15 protein-coding genes and 1 pseudogene are annotated in these 16,232 nt (G+C 69.6%); 10 read left to right on the top strand and 6 right to left on the bottom strand.

All coding sequences use genetic code 11. From position 1 onward, the window contains the following. Positions 1-70 precede the first annotated feature (70 nt). A complete protein-coding gene (locus ACIBCK_RS32380; RefSeq protein WP_399396053.1) occupies positions 71-739 on the top strand; it encodes an NADPH-dependent F420 reductase in 669 nt (222 codons plus the stop codon). On the opposite strand, the gene ACIBCK_RS32375 is transcribed toward ACIBCK_RS32380, so the two are convergent. The 3 genes from ACIBCK_RS32375 to ACIBCK_RS32365 are packed head-to-tail and all read right to left on the bottom strand — an operon-like array spanning position 726 to position 2,701. Then, complete coding sequence (locus tag ACIBCK_RS32375; protein ID WP_367045240.1) at positions 726-893, bottom strand: hypothetical protein; 168 nt, start codon at positions 891-893, stop codon at positions 726-728. The genes ACIBCK_RS32380 and ACIBCK_RS32375 overlap by 14 nt on opposite strands. A 30-nt stretch (positions 894-923) precedes the next feature. Next, positions 924-1,622 carry a glycerophosphodiester phosphodiesterase gene (locus ACIBCK_RS32370; protein ID WP_399396051.1) on the bottom strand — a complete coding sequence of 233 codons (699 nt, stop codon included), beginning with the start codon at positions 1,620-1,622 and terminating at the stop codon, positions 924-926. 20 nt (positions 1,623-1,642) lie between these two features. Beyond that, complete coding sequence (locus ACIBCK_RS32365) at positions 1,643-2,701, bottom strand: adenosine deaminase (RefSeq protein WP_399396049.1); 1,059 nt, start codon at positions 2,699-2,701, stop codon at positions 1,643-1,645. A 124-nt stretch (positions 2,702-2,825) separates the two neighbouring features. On the opposite strand from ACIBCK_RS32365, the gene ACIBCK_RS32360 reads away from it, so the two are divergent. Next, complete coding sequence (locus tag ACIBCK_RS32360) at positions 2,826-3,755, top strand: DUF4190 domain-containing protein (RefSeq protein ID WP_399396048.1); 930 nt, start codon at positions 2,826-2,828, stop codon at positions 3,753-3,755. Positions 3,756-3,844: 89 nt separating this feature from the next. On the opposite strand, the gene ACIBCK_RS32355 is transcribed toward ACIBCK_RS32360, so the two are convergent. Next, the gene (locus ACIBCK_RS32355) at positions 3,845-4,426 is read right to left on the bottom strand and encodes an NADAR family protein (protein ID WP_399396046.1); all 582 of its coding nucleotides are present in this window, start codon (positions 4,424-4,426) and stop codon (positions 3,845-3,847) included. 176 nt (positions 4,427-4,602) lie between these two features. Here ACIBCK_RS32355 and ACIBCK_RS32350 point away from each other — a divergent pair, with 176 nt between their 5' ends. The 8 genes and pseudogenes from ACIBCK_RS32350 to ACIBCK_RS32315 form a co-directional block, all read left to right on the top strand. Beyond that, entirely contained in the window at positions 4,603-6,105 is a 1,503-nt protein-coding gene (locus ACIBCK_RS32350; RefSeq protein WP_399396044.1) for a gamma-aminobutyraldehyde dehydrogenase, read from the top strand. A gap of 62 nt (positions 6,106-6,167) precedes the next feature. After that, the gene (locus tag ACIBCK_RS32345) at positions 6,168-7,451 is read left to right on the top strand and encodes a PotD/PotF family extracellular solute-binding protein (RefSeq protein WP_399396043.1); all 1,284 of its coding nucleotides are present in this window, start codon (positions 6,168-6,170) and stop codon (positions 7,449-7,451) included. A 59-nt stretch (positions 7,452-7,510) separates the two neighbouring features. Continuing rightward, the gene (locus ACIBCK_RS32340; RefSeq protein ID WP_399396041.1) at positions 7,511-8,671 is read left to right on the top strand and encodes an ABC transporter ATP-binding protein; all 1,161 of its coding nucleotides are present in this window, start codon (positions 7,511-7,513) and stop codon (positions 8,669-8,671) included. Beyond that, the gene (locus ACIBCK_RS32335; RefSeq protein ID WP_399396040.1) at positions 8,668-9,597 is read left to right on the top strand and encodes an ABC transporter permease; all 930 of its coding nucleotides are present in this window, start codon (positions 8,668-8,670) and stop codon (positions 9,595-9,597) included. The genes ACIBCK_RS32340 and ACIBCK_RS32335 overlap by 4 nt, the downstream gene beginning before the upstream one ends. Next, a complete protein-coding gene (locus ACIBCK_RS32330; RefSeq protein WP_399396038.1) occupies positions 9,597-10,397 on the top strand; it encodes an ABC transporter permease in 801 nt (266 codons plus the stop codon). The genes ACIBCK_RS32335 and ACIBCK_RS32330 overlap by 1 nt, the downstream gene beginning before the upstream one ends. Before the next feature lie 33 nt (positions 10,398-10,430). Next, positions 10,431-11,849, top strand: coding sequence for an NAD(P)/FAD-dependent oxidoreductase (locus ACIBCK_RS32325; RefSeq protein ID WP_399396036.1), 1,419 nt, complete (start codon positions 10,431-10,433; stop codon positions 11,847-11,849). 135 nt (positions 11,850-11,984) lie between these two features. Next, positions 11,985-12,470 carry a hypothetical protein gene (locus tag ACIBCK_RS32320; RefSeq protein ID WP_399396035.1) on the top strand — a complete coding sequence of 162 codons (486 nt, stop codon included), beginning with the start codon at positions 11,985-11,987 and terminating at the stop codon, positions 12,468-12,470. 213 nt (positions 12,471-12,683) lie between these two features. Further along, positions 12,684-13,690 (top strand): annotated as a pseudogene (locus ACIBCK_RS32315) (chitinase); the annotation flags it as partial. On the opposite strand, the gene ACIBCK_RS32310 reads toward ACIBCK_RS32315, so the two are convergent. Then, positions 13,678-14,382: a phosphatase PAP2 family protein gene (locus ACIBCK_RS32310; RefSeq protein WP_399396033.1), complete on the bottom strand. Its 705-nt coding sequence runs from the start codon at positions 14,380-14,382 to the stop codon at positions 13,678-13,680. The pseudogene ACIBCK_RS32315 and the gene ACIBCK_RS32310 overlap by 13 nt on opposite strands. Positions 14,383-14,763: 381 nt before the next feature. Then, the gene (gabT, locus tag ACIBCK_RS32305; protein WP_399396032.1) at positions 14,764-16,098 is read right to left on the bottom strand and encodes a 4-aminobutyrate--2-oxoglutarate transaminase; all 1,335 of its coding nucleotides are present in this window, start codon (positions 16,096-16,098) and stop codon (positions 14,764-14,766) included. Positions 16,099-16,232: the final 134 nt, after the last annotated feature.

The following is a 16,232-nucleotide window of genomic DNA, read 5'->3' as shown; positions in this document are numbered from 1 at the left end:
TGCCTGAGCGCTTTCCTACTGTCGTTCCGTACCCCGACGGCCGGGGATGTGGGACGAGAGGGAGACAGGCATGCGCATAGGCATCATCGGCACCGGCGGCATGGCGGACGCGCTCGGTACGCACTGGGTGCGCGCGGGGCACGAGGTGCTGATCGGCGGGCGGGGCGAGGGCCGGGCGGCGGAGCTCGCCGCTCGGATGGGCGCGGCGGGGCACGGGACACCGCGTGCGGCGGCCGAGTTCGGGGACGCGGTCCTGCTCGCCCTGCCGTACGAGGCGGGCGCAACGGTGGCAGATGAGTTGCAAGTGGCCCTGCGCGGACGGGCTTTGATCGACTGCTCCAACCCCGTGGGGCCCGGCTTCGCCCTGCTCACCGAGGGCGGCCCGTCGGCCGCTCGGCGGCTTGCCGACGCGGCTCCGGGAGCGCATGTCGTCAAGGCCTTCAACCTCTGCCACGAGGACGTGTGGCGGATGGACCCCCCGGTCTTCGACGGCCGGCCGCTCGCGGTCCCGGTGTGCGGGGACGACGGGGGCGCGCTGGATGTCGTACGGGAACTGGTGAAGGACGCCGGGTGCGTGCCGTTCGCCGCGGGTGGTCTGGAGCGGGCCGGGCTCGTGGAGGCGACAGCGGCGCTGTTCATCGGCCTCTGGGTGGGCGAGAAGGTGGACGCGCAGGCCACCGCGCCACCCCTCGCCCATGCCGCGGGCGCTCCTCGGGCCGGGGCCGTCACTTCGCCATGAGCAGGATGACCAGCACGATGCCGACCATGAGGGCGAGGGTCAGCATGCGGCCGACGGGATGTCGAGGATTGAGGCGGTGGCCGCGGTAGCCCCGTTCGTCGCGCTCGTACACGAAGAGCGGCTCTTCCCGCTTGTCGTCGTCGCTGTTCCCCATGGAGCACAAGCTAGTTGAGGGGGCGCCCGGCTACGAGATTGCGCCGTCGGCACCGGCCCGCAGGGCGTGCAACGTGTCGACGCGGTTGGTCGTGATCGAGTCGACGCCGATGCCGACGAGGCGGCGCATCGAGCGCTTGGTGTCCGGGGTCCAGGCCGAGACGAGCAGACCCTGGCGATGCACCTGCGCGACCAGTTCACGCCGGAGCAGCGAGAAGCGGTAGTTGAGCCAGCGGGGCCTGATCGCTTCGAGCACGGCCTGGCGCGGCGGGGCCAGGGTCGTCCAGGTCAGGGCGATCTCGGCGGCGGGATCCGCCGCGCGCACCGCGAGCATGGTCCGGGCGCCCGCGCAGTAGTACGCGCGCTCCGACGCCCCGAAGTCGGCGATGGCACCGACGACCGTGCGCACGGTATCCGGGGTGGCGCCCGGCAGATCCACCATGAGCCGGTGTCCCGCGGTCGCCGCGAGGGCCTCCTCGAGCGTGGGTACGCCGCCCTCCGTGAGGCCGCGCACCTCGTCCGCGGAGAGCGCGGACAAGGGGCGGTCGAGTTCCCACAGGCGCTTGAGGGTCGCGTCGTGCAGCAGGACGGGGACACCGTCACGGCTGAGACGGACGTCGATCTCCACCGCGTCCGCGCCCCGGTCGAACGCCGAGCGCAGGGACGGGAGGGTGTTCTCGCGGACGCGGTAGGGATCGCCTCGGTGGGCCACGGCTGTCACGGTGCGCATGGGCCCATTGTGGTGCCGCGCTAGGGGGCGAGCCAGGTCTGCGTGTACGTGTCGATCTCCGCGACGAGCTTCGCCTTGCCCGCCGGGTCGAGGAACGACGCGTCGACCGCGTTCTTCGCCAGGGCCGCGATGCCCCGCTCGTCTAGGTCGAGGAGGCGGGCGGCGACCGCGTACTCGTTGTTGAGGTCGGTGCCGAACATGGGCGGGTCGTCGGAATTGATGGTGACCGGGACCCCGGCGGCGACGAACTGCTTGATCGGGTGCTCGTCGAGGGCGGCGACGGCGCGCGTCGCGATGTTCGACGTCGGGCAGACCTCGAGCGGGATGCGGTGCTCGGCGAGATGGGCGAGGAGCTGGGGGTCCTGGGCGGCGCTCGTGCCGTGGCCGATGCGCTCGGCACGCAGGTCGGTGAGGGCGTCCCAGATGGTGCCGGGCCCGGTGGTCTCGCCCGCGTGCGGGACGGAGTGCAGGCCGGCGGCGATCGCGCGGTCGAAGTACGGCTTGAACTGCGGCCGCGGCACGCCGATCTCGGGCCCGCCGAGCCCGAAGGAGACCAGGCCCTCGGGGCGCAGCTTGTCGGTGGTCGCGAGCCGGACCGTCTCCTCGGCGGAATCGAGCCCCGCCTCGCCGGGGATGTCGAAGCACCAGCGCAGTACGACACCGAGGTCTGCCTCGGCGGACTTGCGGGCGTCCTCGATGGCGTCCATGAAGGCGCGGTCGTCGATGCCGCGGCGCACGGAGCTGTAGGGGGTGACCGTCAGCTCGGCGTAGCGGATGTTCTGCCGGGCCATGTCGCGGGCGATCTCGTACGTGAGCAGGCGTACGTCGTCCGGGGTGCGGACCAGGTCGACGACCGACAGATACACCTGGATGAAGTGGGCGAAGTCCGTGAACTGGAAGAAGTCCACGAGGGCCTCGACGTCCGTGGGCACCTTGGAGTCCGGGTGCCGGGCGGAGAGGGCCGAGACGATGCGGGGAGATGCCGAGCCGACGTGGTGCACGTGCAGTTCTGCCTTGGGCAGTCCTGCGATGAAGGCATGCGGGTCGCGTGGCTGCTCTGCGGTGCGGTGGTCGGTCACGGTTTCCTCCCCAGGAACGGAATTGATCGGCTGATCGGGTGGGTCGGAATCATCGTAGGCTGCGGGCCCTCGGCCGAGGGCGGGGGCCGTAGCATGACGGAACGTAGAAAAGAGGTGACCCGCCATGTCCCAGTCCGAGGGGCCCGCACCGGACGCCCATCCCGAACGGGACCCGTGGGCGCCACCACCTGAGGACGTGGCTCCGCGGGGGTCGCAGGGAGCGCAGGGGGCGCAGGGAGCGAGCGGGGTCCAGGGACCGCACGGCTCGCAGGGCTGGCACGGGGCCCAGGGACCGCAAGGGGCCCAGGGCGCGTCGGGGGCGTCTGCTCCGTCGGAGAAGCGGGACCCCTGGGCGGCGCCCGAGGACGCGGCCCCGCATGGGGCGCCGGGTCCGTACGGCTCGCAGGGTTCGCAGGTTTCGCAGGGACCGTACGGCTCGCAAGGTCCGCAGGGGGCGCCCGTCCCGTTGGAGAAGCGGGACCCGTGGGCGGCGCCTCAGTCGCCGCCGCCGTCGGGTGCGGCTGCCTCGGGGGAGCCGGTGCCGCCGCCTCCGATCGGGCCCGAAGGGCCTGGGCAGGTGCCGTACGGATACCCCGGGCCGCAAGGGCACCCCGGGTACCAGGGTCATGCCGGGCCCCAGGGGCACCCCGGGTACCAGGGTCATCCCGGATATCCCGGCTACCCGGGCTACCAGGGGCAGGGCCCGCCCGGATACGGCTGGCCCGCGATGCCGATGGCCCCCGCCAACGGGATGGGCGTGACCGCGCTGGTCCTCGGGATCATCGCGGCCGTCGTCTTCTGCCTGTGGCCCGTGGCGATCGTGCTCGGCATCCTGGCGGTCATCTTCGGGGCGATCGGACGCAGCAGGGCGCGGCGCGGGGAGGCGACGAACCCCGGCCAAGCGCTGGCCGGGATCATCTGCGGGATCGCGGGCATCGTCCTGGGCGTGGCCCTGCTGGTGGTGCTGATCCTGGTGCCGGACGACGTGTTCGAGGAGGACGGGTCGGCTTCGGAGGGCGGCAGCTATTCGGCCTCCGTGGCCGCGGGTTCCTGAACCGCCGGCTCAGGGATGCTCCCCGGCTCAGAGATGCGCCCCGCAAGGCATGGCGTGGGTCCGGTTGAGGCGGGCCGCGAAGGCCGTGGTCAGCGGAGCCTTTCCCTGGCCTCCATCAGCGCGAAGCCCAGCAGGTTCGGCCCGAGCCACTTCTCCGGATCCTGCGCGCGCTCGTCGTCGGCCGCCAGGCCGATCCCCCAGATGCGGTCCATCGGGCTCGCCTCCACCAGGACCCGCGACCCCGTGCCGACCAGGAACGAGCGCAGTGCTTCGGTCGACGCGAACTTGTGGACGCTGCCCTCGACCACGATCCCGAAGCGCTCGCGCTCCCATATCGCCTCGTCGAAGCCCCGCACCAGGCGCCCCGCGTTCTTCGCCTCCGCGGGCGTACGCGCGGCGAGGACCGCGGCCTCAGCCTCCGCGTCGGAGAAGAGGCGGGCCTTGGCGGCCATCATCCAGTGCTCAGCCGTCCCGTACTCCACACCGGCCACGGTGAAGGGCGACAGCCACCACTGACTCAGGCAGCTCGAACCGAGCGTCCCGTCCCGCCGGGGCCGGTGGCCCCAGAAGTGCAGGTACTTCACGCGCTCGCCCGCCCGGACCGCCGCGACCAGCGTGTTCACCGAGTCGATCTTCTCCATGCACGCGAGTCTGGCACGCACCACTGACACTTCGTCCTGGGTTTTCCAGGAGGACTCGACACCTGGTCGACAGATTCCGTCGCGTAACCAAAAGGCAACAACGGAATCACTTGTTGGAGTACCACTGCTCTGTCAGGATCGGCACTCAAATCGATCTGGAGCTACGCCGCCCCCCAGGGACGGGGGCGACGGCGGAGGAGAGCGTCATGCACAACTTCCAGGCGCAGGACCACTTCGCGGACGGCGCGCAGTACATCGCGGGACGGTTGACCGAGGGCACCTCAGGGCGCTCCCACGCCGTCGTCGACCCGGCCACCGGCGACGAGGTCCACCGTTACCAACTCGCGGGCGAGAAGGACGTCGACGCCGCTGTCGCCGCCGCGGCCAAGGCCTTCCCCGGCTGGGCCGGCGCGACCCCCGGCGAGCGCTCCGACGCCATGCACCGCTTCGCCGGCGTACTGGCCGACCGCGCCGAGGAGTTCGCGCAGGCCGAGTCGCTCCAGTGCGGCAAGCCCATCAAGCTCAGCCGGGAGTTCGACGTCCCCGGCACCGTCGACAACGCCGCCTTCTTCGCGGGAGCCGCCCGGCATCTCCAGGGCCAGTCGGCCGGTGAGTACTCCGGCGACCACACCTCGTACGTACGGCGTGAGCCCATCGGTGTCGTCGGCTCCATCGCCCCCTGGAACTACCCCCTCCAGATGGCCGCCTGGAAGGTGCTCCCGGCCATCGCCGCGGGCAACACGATCGTTCTCAAGCCAGCCGAGCTCACCCCCTTCACCTCGCTCCTGTTCGCGCAGGCCGCCACCGAGGCGGGCATCCCGGACGGCGTCGTCAACATCATCAGCGGGGCCGGGCGGGATGCCGGAGAGCGGCTCGTCGGGCACCCCGACGTCGCCATGACCTCCTTCACCGGATCCACCGGAGTCGGCAAGCGCGTCGCCGAGATCGCCACCTCCACCGTGAAGCGGCTGCACCTGGAGCTCGGCGGCAAGGCGCCCTTCGTCGTCTTCGACGACGCCGACCTCGATGCCGCCGTGCACGGCGCGGTCGCCGGCGCGCTCATCAACACCGGGCAGGACTGCACGGCCGCCACGCGCGCGTACGTGCAACGCCCGCTGTACGACGCCTTCGTGGACGGTGTCGCCGCGCTCATGGAGAGCGTGCGGCTCGGTGATCCGTTCGCCGACGACACCGACCTCGGGCCGCTCATCTCGCACGTCCACCGCGACCGCGTCGCCGGTTTCGTCGACCGGGCACGCTCCTACGCGCGCGTGGTCACCGGTGGCGAGGCGCTCGCCCACCCCGGGGCGTTCTACAAGCCCACCCTCATCGCGGACGCAGCGCAGGACAGCGAGATCGTGCAGGCCGAGATCTTCGGCCCTGTCCTGGTCGTGCTGCCCTTCGACTCCGACGAGGAAGGGATCAGGCTCGCCAACGACACCCCCTACGGTCTCGCCGCCTCCGCCTGGAGCCGCGACGTGTTCCGCGCCAACCGCGCGACGCGCGAGATCAAGGCGGGCTGTGTGTGGGTCAACGACCACATCCCGATCCTGAGCGAGATGCCGCACGGCGGATACAAGGCATCCGGCTACGGAAAGGACATGTCCGCCTACTCCTTCGAGGAGTACACGCAGATCAAGCACGTCATGTTCGACAACACCGCGGTCGTCCGCAAGGACTGGCACCGCACCGTCTTCGGGGACCGATAGCCGACAGCTGGAAGGCCGCCCGACCAGTGGCCGCCCATCCTCCCGAAAGGGCAACCAAGCGCATGGAGCAGTACGAGCCCGACCTCCCCCAAGCTCTCAACTCCGTTCGAGCAGGGAGGGGCCCCCAGTCCCCGGCCCAACTGGCCGCCATGCACCGCAGCCTCAGGAACGGCAGGGCCTCCCTCACCCGCCGTTCGCTGCTGCGCGCCTCCGCGAGCGGTGCGTTCGCCGTCGGCGGTCTCGGCGCCCTCAGTGCCTGCGGCATCCCGGCAGCGAGCAAGGGGCAGGGCGACGTGTCGTCCGACGACCACTCGGACAAGGAGAAGCGGATCACCTTCTCCAACTGGACCGAGTACATGGACGTCGACGACGACGAGCGTCGCCCCACCCTGGACGCCTTCACCAAGCGCACCGGGATCACGGTCAAGTACACCGAGGACATCAACGACAACGTCGAGTTCTTCGGGAAGCTCAAGCCGCAGCTCGCGGCGGGCCAGGACACCGGGCGTGACCTCATCTGCGTCACCGACTGGCTCGCCGCCAGGCTCATCCGCTTCGGCTGGGTCCAGAAGCTGGACCCGGCCAACCTGCCGCACGCGTACACCAACCTGTCCGCCCAGTTCCGCGACCCGGACTGGGACCCGGGGCGGGCCTACTCGTACCCCTGGACCGGTATCTCCACGGTCATCGCGTACAACAAGAAGGCGACCGACGGCGAGGACATCACCTCGGTGTCGCAGCTCCTGGACAACCCCAAGCTCAAGGGGCGCGTCGGTTTCCTCTCCGAGATGCGCGACAGCGTCGGCATGACGCTTCTCGACATGGGCAAGGACCCGTCGAAATTCTCGGACGACGACTTCGACGCGGCCATCGCCCGCCTCCAGAAGGCCGTCGACAAGAAGCAGATCCGCCGCTTCACGGGCAACGACTACACCTCCGACCTCGACAAGGGCGACCTCGCCGCCTGCCTCGGCTGGGCGGGAGACATCGTGCAGCTCCAGGCCGACAACCCCGACATCGCCTTCCACATCCCGGACCAGGGCTACATCACGTCCACGGACAACCTGCTCGTCCCGAACAAGGCACGCCACAAGCGCAACGCCGAACGGCTCATCGACTACTACTACGAGCCCGAGCCGGCCGCGCGCCTCGCCGCGTACATCAACTACGTGTGCCCCGTGGACGGTGTACGCCCCGAGCTCGCCAAGCTCGACAAGGACGCCGCGAACAACCCGTTGATCCTGCCGGACAAGGAGATGGCCGCGAAGTCCCGCGGGTTCCGCTCGCTGACGCCGAAGGAAGAGACGGCGTACGAGGAGAAGTTCGCCAAGCTGACCGGTTCCTAGGCGGCGCTCCCACGCCCCTTCGTAGTCCCCATGTCTCCCCTCGACCCCCTGGACGCACCATGACGACTGCTACAGAACACGGCGGCGACGTCCGCCTCACCGGGATCAGCAAGACGTACGGCTCCTTCAAGGCCGTCCGCCCCCTCGACCTGACCGTGCCGCAGGGCTCCTTCTTCGCGCTGCTCGGCGCGTCCGGCTGTGGCAAGACGACCACCCTGCGCATGATCGCCGGCCTCGAGGAGCCCAGCACGGGCACCGTGCACCTGGGCGAGCAGGACGTCACGGCGCTGCCGCCGTACAAGCGACCCGTCAACACGGTCTTCCAGTCGTACGCGCTCTTCCCGCACCTCGACATCTTCGAGAACGTCGCCTTCGGCCTGCGCCGCCGCGGCATCAAGTCCGTGAAGGGCAAGGTCGGCGACATGCTCGACCTCGTCCAGCTCGGCGAGCAGGCCCGCAAGAAGCCGCACCAGCTCTCCGGCGGCCAGCAGCAGCGCGTCGCCGTCGCGCGCGCCCTGATCAACCACCCCAAGGTGCTGCTCCTCGACGAGCCGCTCGGCGCACTCGACCTCAAGCTGCGCCGCCAGATGCAGCTCGAACTCAAGCGCATCCAGACCGAGGTGGGCATCACCTTCATCCACGTCACGCACGACCAGGAGGAGGCCATGACGATGGCCGACCAGGTCGCCGTGATGAACGCGGGCCAGGTCGAACAGCTCGGCGCCCCCGCCGACCTCTACGAGAACCCCCGCACCACCTTCGTCGCCAACTTCCTCGGCACGTCGAACTTCATCGAGGCCGAGATCGCGGGCCGCAGCGGCGACGACCTCACCCTCAAGGCGGGCGACGGCAAGCTCACGCTGCCCGCCGCGCGATGTACGGCGCCCACCACCACCGGCGGCAAGGTCATCCTCGGCGTACGCCCCGAGAAGATCTCCCTCACGCACGCCGACGACGCGGGGCAGATCCCCGAGGGCCGCAACCGCATCACGGGCCGCATCGCCGACAGCAGCTTCATCGGGGTGTCGACGCAGTACGTCGTCAACAGCCCGATCTGCGAAGAGTTCGAGGTCTACGCCCAGAACATCGAGCGCGACACCCGCCTGGTCCCCGGCGTCGACGTCGTCCTGCACTGGAACCCCGCGCACACCTTCGGCCTGGACCCCGCCCAGGACATAGACGCGGGCGTCGAGAAGGTCGAGGAGGACGCCTCCGCATGACCACCACCCTCACCGACGCGCCGCCGACGAAAGAGCCGGACGCACCGCCCCGCAAGGTCCGCAAGCGCGGCCGTCTCGTCCCCTACTGGCTGCTGCTCCCCGGCATCCTGTGGCTCGTCGTCTTCTTCGCCCTTCCGCTGGTCTACCAGGCGTCGACGTCCGTCCAGACGGGCTCCCTCGAAGACGGCTTCAAGGTCACCTGGCACTTCGCCACCTACTGGGACGCGCTCGGCGACTACTACCCGCAGTTCCTGCGCTCGGTCCTGTACGCGGGCGCCGCCACGATCCTGTGCCTGCTGCTCGGCTATCCGCTCGCGTATCTGATCGCGTTCCGGGCGGGCCGCTGGCGCAATCTCATCCTCGTCCTGGTCATCGCGCCGTTCTTCACCAGCTTCCTCATCCGTACGCTGGCGTGGAAGACGATCCTCGCGGACGGCGGGCCCCTGGTGGGCGCCCTGAACTCGCTGCACGTCCTGGACGTCACCAGCTGGCTCGGCTGGACGGAGGGCGACCGGGTCCTCGCCACACCGCTGGCGGTGATCTGCGGACTCACGTACAACTTCCTGCCGTTCATGATCCTGCCGCTCTACACCTCCCTCGAGCGGATCGACGGCCGGCTCCACGAAGCGGCCGGCGATCTCTACGCGAAGCCGTCCACGACCTTCCGCAAGGTGACGTTCCCGCTCTCCATGCCGGGCGTCGTCTCCGGAACGCTGCTCACGTTCATTCCGGCGGCGGGCGACTACGTGAACGCGGATCTGCTCGGTTCCACCGACACCCGCATGGTCGGAAATGTCATCCAGACGCAGTTCCTGCGCATTCTGGATTACCCGACGGCCGCGGCCCTTTCCTTCATCCTCATGGCGGCGATCCTCGTCATGGTCACCGTCTACATCCGTAAGTCCGGGACGGAGGATCTCGTCTGATGGCTGCCTTCTTCCGCTGGCTCCGCGGCAAATTCGTGGTGATCGCGGGTCTGCTGACGCTCGCGTATTTGCTGCTTCCCAATGTCGTCGTGACGGTGTTCTCCTTCAACAAGCCGAAGGGCCGCTTCAATTACGCCTGGCAGGACTTCTCGCTCGACGCGTGGAAGGACCCCTGCGGGGTCGCCGACATGTGCGGCTCGCTCAGCCTGAGCCTGCAGATCGCGGCCTGGGCGACGATCGGCGCGACCGTGCTCGGCACGATGATCGCCTTCGCGCTCGTGCGCTACCGCTTCCGGGCGCGTGGCGCGGTCAGCTCGCTGATCTTCCTGCCGATGGCGATGCCCGAGGTCGTCATGGCCGCCTCGCTGCTCACGCTGTTCCTCAACATGGGCGCTCAGCTGGGATTCTGGACGATTCTCATCGCCCACATCATGTTCTGCCTCAGCTTCGTGGTGACCGCCGTCAAGGCGCGCGTGATGTCCATGGACCCGCGCCTGGAACAGGCCGCACAGGACCTCTACGCGGGCCCCGTGCAGACCTTCCTCCGGGTCACGCTGCCGATCGCCGCTCCCGGTATCGCGGCGGGCGCGCTGCTCGCCTTCGCGCTCTCCTTCGACGACTTCATCATCACGAATTTCAACGCGGGCTCCACCGTGACCTTCCCCATGTTCGTCTGGGGATCGGCACAGCGCGGTACGCCCGTTCAGATCAATGTGATCGGTACGGCGATGTTCCTGGTCGCCGTTCTCCTGGTGCTTGGCGGCATGATCGTCTCCAAGCGCCGCAACAAGCAGGCGTAATAACGCCTTTACGTTTCTGAAGGAGTGGAAATCATGGCCCCGAGCGCCATGACCCGTTGGACCACGTCTCTCTCCGACGCCCAGCCGGTCTCGTACTGGCTGGACGACCCCGGCAAGCCACGCGCCGAGCCCGCCCTCACCGCCGACGAGCAGTGCGACTTGCTGGTGGTCGGCGGCGGCTACAGCGGCCTGTGGACCGCGCTGATCGCCAAGGAACGCGACCCGGACCGCGACGTGGTCCTGGTCGAGGGCCGGGAGGCGGGCTGGGCCGCCTCCGGCCGCAACGGCGGCTTCTGCGCCGCGTCCCTCACGCACGGCATCTCGAACGGCCTGTCCCGCTGGCCCGACGAGATCGGCAAGCTGGAGGAGCTCGGCGCCCGCAACCTCGACGAGATCGAGGCGGCCGTCAAGCGCTACTCCATCGACTGCGACTTCGAGCGCACCGGCGAGATCGACGTGGCGACCCAGCCGCACCAGCTCGCCGAACTGCACGAGATGTACGAGGAGATGGCGGAGCACGGCCTCGCGGGCGGCTCCGAACTGCTCGACGCGGACGCCCTGCGCGCGCACGTCGACTCCCCGACCTTCCTCGGCGGTCTCTGGGACCGCGAGGGCGTCGCCATGCTCCACCCGGCGAAGCTCGCCTGGGGTCTCAAGCGTGCCTGCATGGACAAGGGCGTGCGCGTCTACGAGCACACACCCGCGCTCGAACTCGTCTCGTCCGGCGCCGGGATGGCGGCGCGCACCCCGTACGGCCGCATCCGTGCCCGCCAGGTCGCGCTCGCCACGAACATCTTCCCGTCGCTGGTCAAGCGCATCCGCTCCTACACCGTCCCGGTCTACGACTACGCGCTGATGACGGAGCCGCTGACCGAGGAGCAACTGGAGTCCATCGGCTGGAAGAACCGCCAGGGCCTCGGCGACAGCGCCAACCAGTTCCACTACTTCCGGCTCTCCGCCGACAACCGCATCCTGTGGGGCGGTTACGACGCCATCTATCCCTTCGGCGGCAAGCTGCGCGCCGAGCACGACGACCGTCCCGAGACGTACGCGAAGCTCGCGGGCCACTTCTTCACCTGCTTCCCGCAGTTGGAGGGCGTCCGGTTCTCGCACGCGTGGGGCGGCGCGATCGACACGTGCTCGCGCTTCTCGGCGTTCTTCGGGACGGCTCACGCGGGACGCGTCGCGTACGCGGCGGGCTACACCGGCCTCGGGGTCGGGGCGACGCGCTTCGGCGCCGACGTCATGCTGGACCTGCTCTCCGGCGAGCGCACCGAGCGCACGTCCCTGGAGATGGTGCGCACGAAGCCGCTGCCGTTCCCGCCCGAGCCGTTCGCGTGGACGGGCGTGGCACTGACCAAGTGGTCCCTGGCCCGCGCGGACGAGAACGGCGGCCGGCGCAATCTGTGGCTGAAGACCATGGACAAGCTGGGCCTGGGCTTCGACAGCTGACCAGCTCCGGGGCTCGAACGGGCCCCTGTCGACGATTCGTCAACAAGTTCCCTGAACCCGCGTAACGCTCGGGACCGAACGCCCTCTCTCCTGTGACAGGCACAGCCGCAACACAGGAGAGAGGGAGGTCCCGCCATGGCTGGCTCGGGCTCGGGAGCGAGGTCTGCGGTCGAATGGCTGGTGTCGGTGGCACCGGATCCGGAGGCCTGCCGTTGGGAGTGGGAGCGCAACCCCCTGGGGGTCGCGCTCCTTCCCGCGGGCAGGCTCTGGGACGTCCTCATCCTTCCCGGCGATCTCGGCTACCCCACGCTCGACGTCCTGACCCGTTGCGTCGACCGTCCCGGTCCGGTGCTCGCGGACTTCGGCGACTCCCGCATGGGGTTCTTCGTCCCGGCGGGCACGGTGGCCCGCTGGATCGGCACGGGCGTACGGGGCGCGGGGAGCGGCACATGGATCGTGGTCCCCTACCCGGGGCGTTCCACGGGCGGGGTCCGCTGGCTGGTCCCGCCCGACGGGTCGGGAACGCTGACGGATCCCGCGCTTCTCGAACTCGCGATGCACGAGGCGGCGGCGCAGCTGGCTCCGCGGGACGGAGAGTCACGCGACTCACCCGATTCTTGACGGGGCCTTGACAAGTCAATTGGTCTGGACCAAATTGAGCGGCCCACCCTCCATCCCCCATGCCCGGAGGCAGTCGTGGATCGTTCCGTGCCGCGTTACCTGAGACGTCTTCCCGTGGCCGTGGTCACGGCCTGCGCACTGGCCGCGTCCGGCCTGCTCGCCACCGAGGCCTCGGCGGGCCCTTCGACCGGGCCCGCGCCGAAGGCGGCCGCCGATCACGCCCTGGTCGGCTATCTGCACACGAGCTTCGCCAACGGGTCGGGGTACACCCGGCTCGCGGACGTCCCCGACAGCTGGGACATCATCGACCTCGCCTTCGGCGAACCGACCTCCGCCACGTCGGGCGACATCCGCTTCAGCCTCTGTCCGCAGTCCGAGTGCCCCGGCGTCGAGACGAAGGACGAGTTCAAGGCCGCGGTCAAGGCCAAGCAGGCGGCGGGCAAGAAGGTCCTGACTCCATCGGCGGCCAGAACGGCCAGGTCCAGCTGACGACGACGCAGGCCCGCGACACCTTCGTACGGTCCGTCTCCGCGATCATCGACGAGTACGGACTCGACGGCCTGGACATCGACTTCGAGGGCCACTCCCTGTCCCTGAACGCCGACGACACCGACTTCAAGAACCCGAAGACCCCGTCGATCGTCAACCTCATCTCCGCGGTCAAGACCCTCAAGGCCAAGTACGGCAGCGGCTTCACGCTGACGATGGCCCCCGAGACCTTCTTCGTGCAGCTCGGCTACCAGTTCTACGGAACCGGCAAGTGGGGCGGCCAGGACCCCCGCGCCGGCGCCTACCTGCCGGTCATCCACGCCCTGCGCGACGACCTCACGCTGCTGCACGTCCAGGACTACAACTCGGGCCCGATCATGGGCCTCGACAACCAGTACCACTCGATGGGCGGCGCGGACTTCCACATCGCGATGACCGACATGCTGCTCACCGGCTTCCCGGTGGCGGGCGACACGAACAACGTCTTCCCCGCGCTGCCCCCGGAGAAGGTGGCCATCGGCATGCCCGCATCGGTGAACGCGGGCAACGGCCACGTCCCCACGAGCGAGGTCAACAAGGCCCTGGACTGCCTGACGAAGAGCACCAACTGCGGCTCGTACAAGACACACGGCACCTGGCCCGGCCTGCGCGGCCTGATGACCTGGTCGATCAACTGGGACCGGTACGACAACGGGGAGTTCTCGAAGAACTTCGACGGTTACTTCGGCTGATCCGCGTCCGCTGCGAAAGCAGCGGGGCGGCGGCCGTACCGAGCGACGACCAGCACCACCCCCACGAGCACCATCCCGAACAGACACCAGCTGGCCACCACATCCAGCGGCCAGTGATACCCGCGCCGCACGAGCCCGAGCCCGACCCCGAAGTTCAACAGGGCGCAGGCGATGACCAGTTCACGCCGTGCGTACGTGCCGCGCAGATACGGCAGCAGGAGCAGCGCCGCCCCGCCGTAGGCGACCATGGCGGTGGCGGTGTGCCCCGAGGGGTAGTAGCCGCTGCCGTCCATGCCGGGCGGTCCGGTGCGCCCGATGAGCTCCTTGAGCGGGATCACGAGCACCGGGACCGCGGCCATGGCCACGGCGATGGCGGCCGGGGCCAGCCACCAGCGGAACGTACCGGCCCGGTGGCCGCGCCACCCCGCGTAGCCGATGGCGGCGGCGAGGAACGGCACGGCGACAGCGACGCCGCCCAGATCGGCGAGGAGTTCGGCGGCGCCGTCCGGCAGCCGGCTTCCGGTGATCCAGGGGCCGAGCCGCTCGTCCGCGTCGCGGAGGGGGCCGTCGGCGAGCACTTGCCAGGTGATGAGCGCGAAGAACAGCGCACAGAGGCAGAAGAGGAAAATGGTCGGCCGCCCCGGAACAGGGGGGGTAGTTCCGAGGCGGCCGTCCTGACCGGTGTGCCGCACGCCCCGGGGGGTTTGGGGCGGGCGGCCATCCGATCGGTGAGGAGTTCCAGAGCCGGTGACTCCGGGTGTGTGCGCGAGGGCACGACCAGGACGGGGCTGGGGAGGCTCCGTCCCGGTGTCGCCCACAGTCCCCTGTGGGCGGGGTGTTTCTCTCATCTGCAGAAACCGTACGTCAGGTGGTGTCGGGCCGACAGGCGGAACGGCAACCCGGCATGGGTCCCGCACACCTTCTTCACACGCCCTGACGGTCACCCCAGGTCACGGCTGCGGCACCGCGCGCTGTACACACACGTCAGGGCATGTGCGGATACATACGGAGCCGGGATCTTCCCCCCTTTGGGGTGATCCCGGCTCCGCCGGACGCTGTGCGCCGTACCCGTCTCAGACGCCCGCGAAGGCCGCCTCGATGATGTCCAGGCCCTCGTTCAGGAGGTCGTCGCCGATGACCAGCGGCGGCAGGAAGCGCAGGACGTTGCCGTACGTGCCACAGGTGAGGACGAGCAGGCCCTCCGCGTGGCAGGCCTTGGCCAGCGCGGCCGTCGCCTCGGGGTTCGGCTCCTTCGTGGCGCGGTCCTTGACCAGCTCGATGGCGATCATCGCGCCACGGCCGCGGACGTCGCCGACGATGTCGTACTTCTCCGCGATGGCCTTCAGACGGGCCTTCATCGTCGCCTCGATGGCCTTCGCCTTGCCGTTGAGGTCGAGCTCCTTCATCGTCTCGATGGCACCGAGCGCACCGGCGCAGGCCACCGGGTTGCCGCCGTAGGTGCCGCCGAGGCCGCCGGAGTGCGCGGCGTCCATGATCTCGGCGCGGCCCGTGACCGCGGCGAGCGGCAGGCCGCCCGCGATGCCCTTGGCCGTCGTGATCAGGTCGGGGACGATGCCCTCGTCCTCGCACGCGAACCACTGGCCGGTGCGGCAGAAGCCGGACTGGATCTCGTCGGCGACGAAGACGATGCCGTTGTCGTTGGCGAACTTCACGATCTCCGGCAGGAAGCCCTTCGCGGGCTCGATGAAGCCGCCCTCGCCGAGCACCGGCTCGATGATGATCGCGGCCACGTTCTCGGCGCCGACCTGCTTGCTGATCTGGTCGATGGCCTGCTTCGCGGCCTCGGGTCCGGCGTTCTCCTCGCCCGTCGGCCAGCGGTAGCCGTACGCGACCGGGACGCGGTAGACCTCGGGCGCGAACGGCCCGAAGCCGTTCTTGTACGGCATGTTCTTGCTGGTCAGAGCCATGGTCAGGTTGGTCCGACCGTGGTAACCGTGGTCGAAGACGACGACGGCCTGGCGCTTGGTGTGCGCACGGGCGATCTTGACGGCGTTCTCGACGGCCTCGGCGCCGGAGTTGAAGAGCGCGGACTTCTTCGCGTGGTCACCGGGCGTCAGCTCCGCGAGCTGCTCGGCGACGGCGACGTACCCCTCGTACGGCGTGACCATGAAACAGGTGTGGGTGAAGTCGGCGAGCTGCGCGGTCGCACGGCGTACGACGGCCTCGGCGCTGGCACCGACGGACGTCACGGCGATGCCGGAGCCGAAGTCGATGAAGCGGTTGCCGTCGACGTCCTCGATGATGCCGCCACCCGCGCGCGCCGCGAAGACAGGCAGCACGGAACCCACGCCACCGGCGACCGTGGCGGTCCGGCGGGCCTGCAGCTCCTGGGACTTCGGCCCGGGAATGGCGGTGACGACGCGGCGCTCCTGCGGAAGTGCGGTCATGTGGTGCTCCTGGGGGTGGGGCGAGGCGGACGCTCGGTGCTTGTCTGCTTGCTTTCGTTGCTGCTTTCTTTCGCAGGTTAGGGGCGAAGGGCGGGGGCGGGCATGCTCCATGGGGGAGTTGTTGGGTGTGGCGG

This window comes from Streptomyces sp. NPDC051218 (assembly GCF_044455475.1).
Lineage (GTDB): Bacteria > Actinomycetota > Actinomycetes > Streptomycetales > Streptomycetaceae > Streptomyces.
Note: the sequence above shows the minus strand (reverse complement) of the source record. Positions and strands in the feature narration are given on the sequence as shown.

Bases quoted from the DNA above. Each gene is read 5' to 3' on its own strand.
- ACIBCK_RS32380 (WP_399396053.1), top strand. From the start codon at position 71: ATGCGCATAGGCATCATCGGCACCGGCGGCATGGCGGACGCGCTCGGT.
- ACIBCK_RS32375 (WP_367045240.1), bottom strand. From the start codon at position 893: ATGGGGAACAGCGACGACGACAAGCGGGAAGAGCCGCTCTTCGTGTAC.
- ACIBCK_RS32370 (WP_399396051.1), bottom strand. From the start codon at position 1,622: ATGCGCACCGTGACAGCCGTGGCCCACCGAGGCGATCCCTACCGCGTC.
- ACIBCK_RS32360 (WP_399396048.1), top strand. From the start codon at position 2,826: ATGTCCCAGTCCGAGGGGCCCGCACCGGACGCCCATCCCGAACGGGAC.
- ACIBCK_RS32350 (WP_399396044.1), top strand. From the start codon at position 4,603: ATGCACAACTTCCAGGCGCAGGACCACTTCGCGGACGGCGCGCAGTAC.
- ACIBCK_RS32345 (WP_399396043.1), top strand. From the start codon at position 6,168: ATGGAGCAGTACGAGCCCGACCTCCCCCAAGCTCTCAACTCCGTTCGA.
- ACIBCK_RS32340 (WP_399396041.1), top strand. From the start codon at position 7,511: ATGACGACTGCTACAGAACACGGCGGCGACGTCCGCCTCACCGGGATC.
- ACIBCK_RS32335 (WP_399396040.1), top strand. From the start codon at position 8,668: ATGACCACCACCCTCACCGACGCGCCGCCGACGAAAGAGCCGGACGCA.
- ACIBCK_RS32330 (WP_399396038.1), top strand. From the start codon at position 9,597: ATGGCTGCCTTCTTCCGCTGGCTCCGCGGCAAATTCGTGGTGATCGCG.
- ACIBCK_RS32325 (WP_399396036.1), top strand. From the start codon at position 10,431: ATGGCCCCGAGCGCCATGACCCGTTGGACCACGTCTCTCTCCGACGCC.
- ACIBCK_RS32320 (WP_399396035.1), top strand. From the start codon at position 11,985: ATGGCTGGCTCGGGCTCGGGAGCGAGGTCTGCGGTCGAATGGCTGGTG.
- gabT (WP_399396032.1), bottom strand. From the start codon at position 16,098: ATGACCGCACTTCCGCAGGAGCGCCGCGTCGTCACCGCCATTCCCGGG.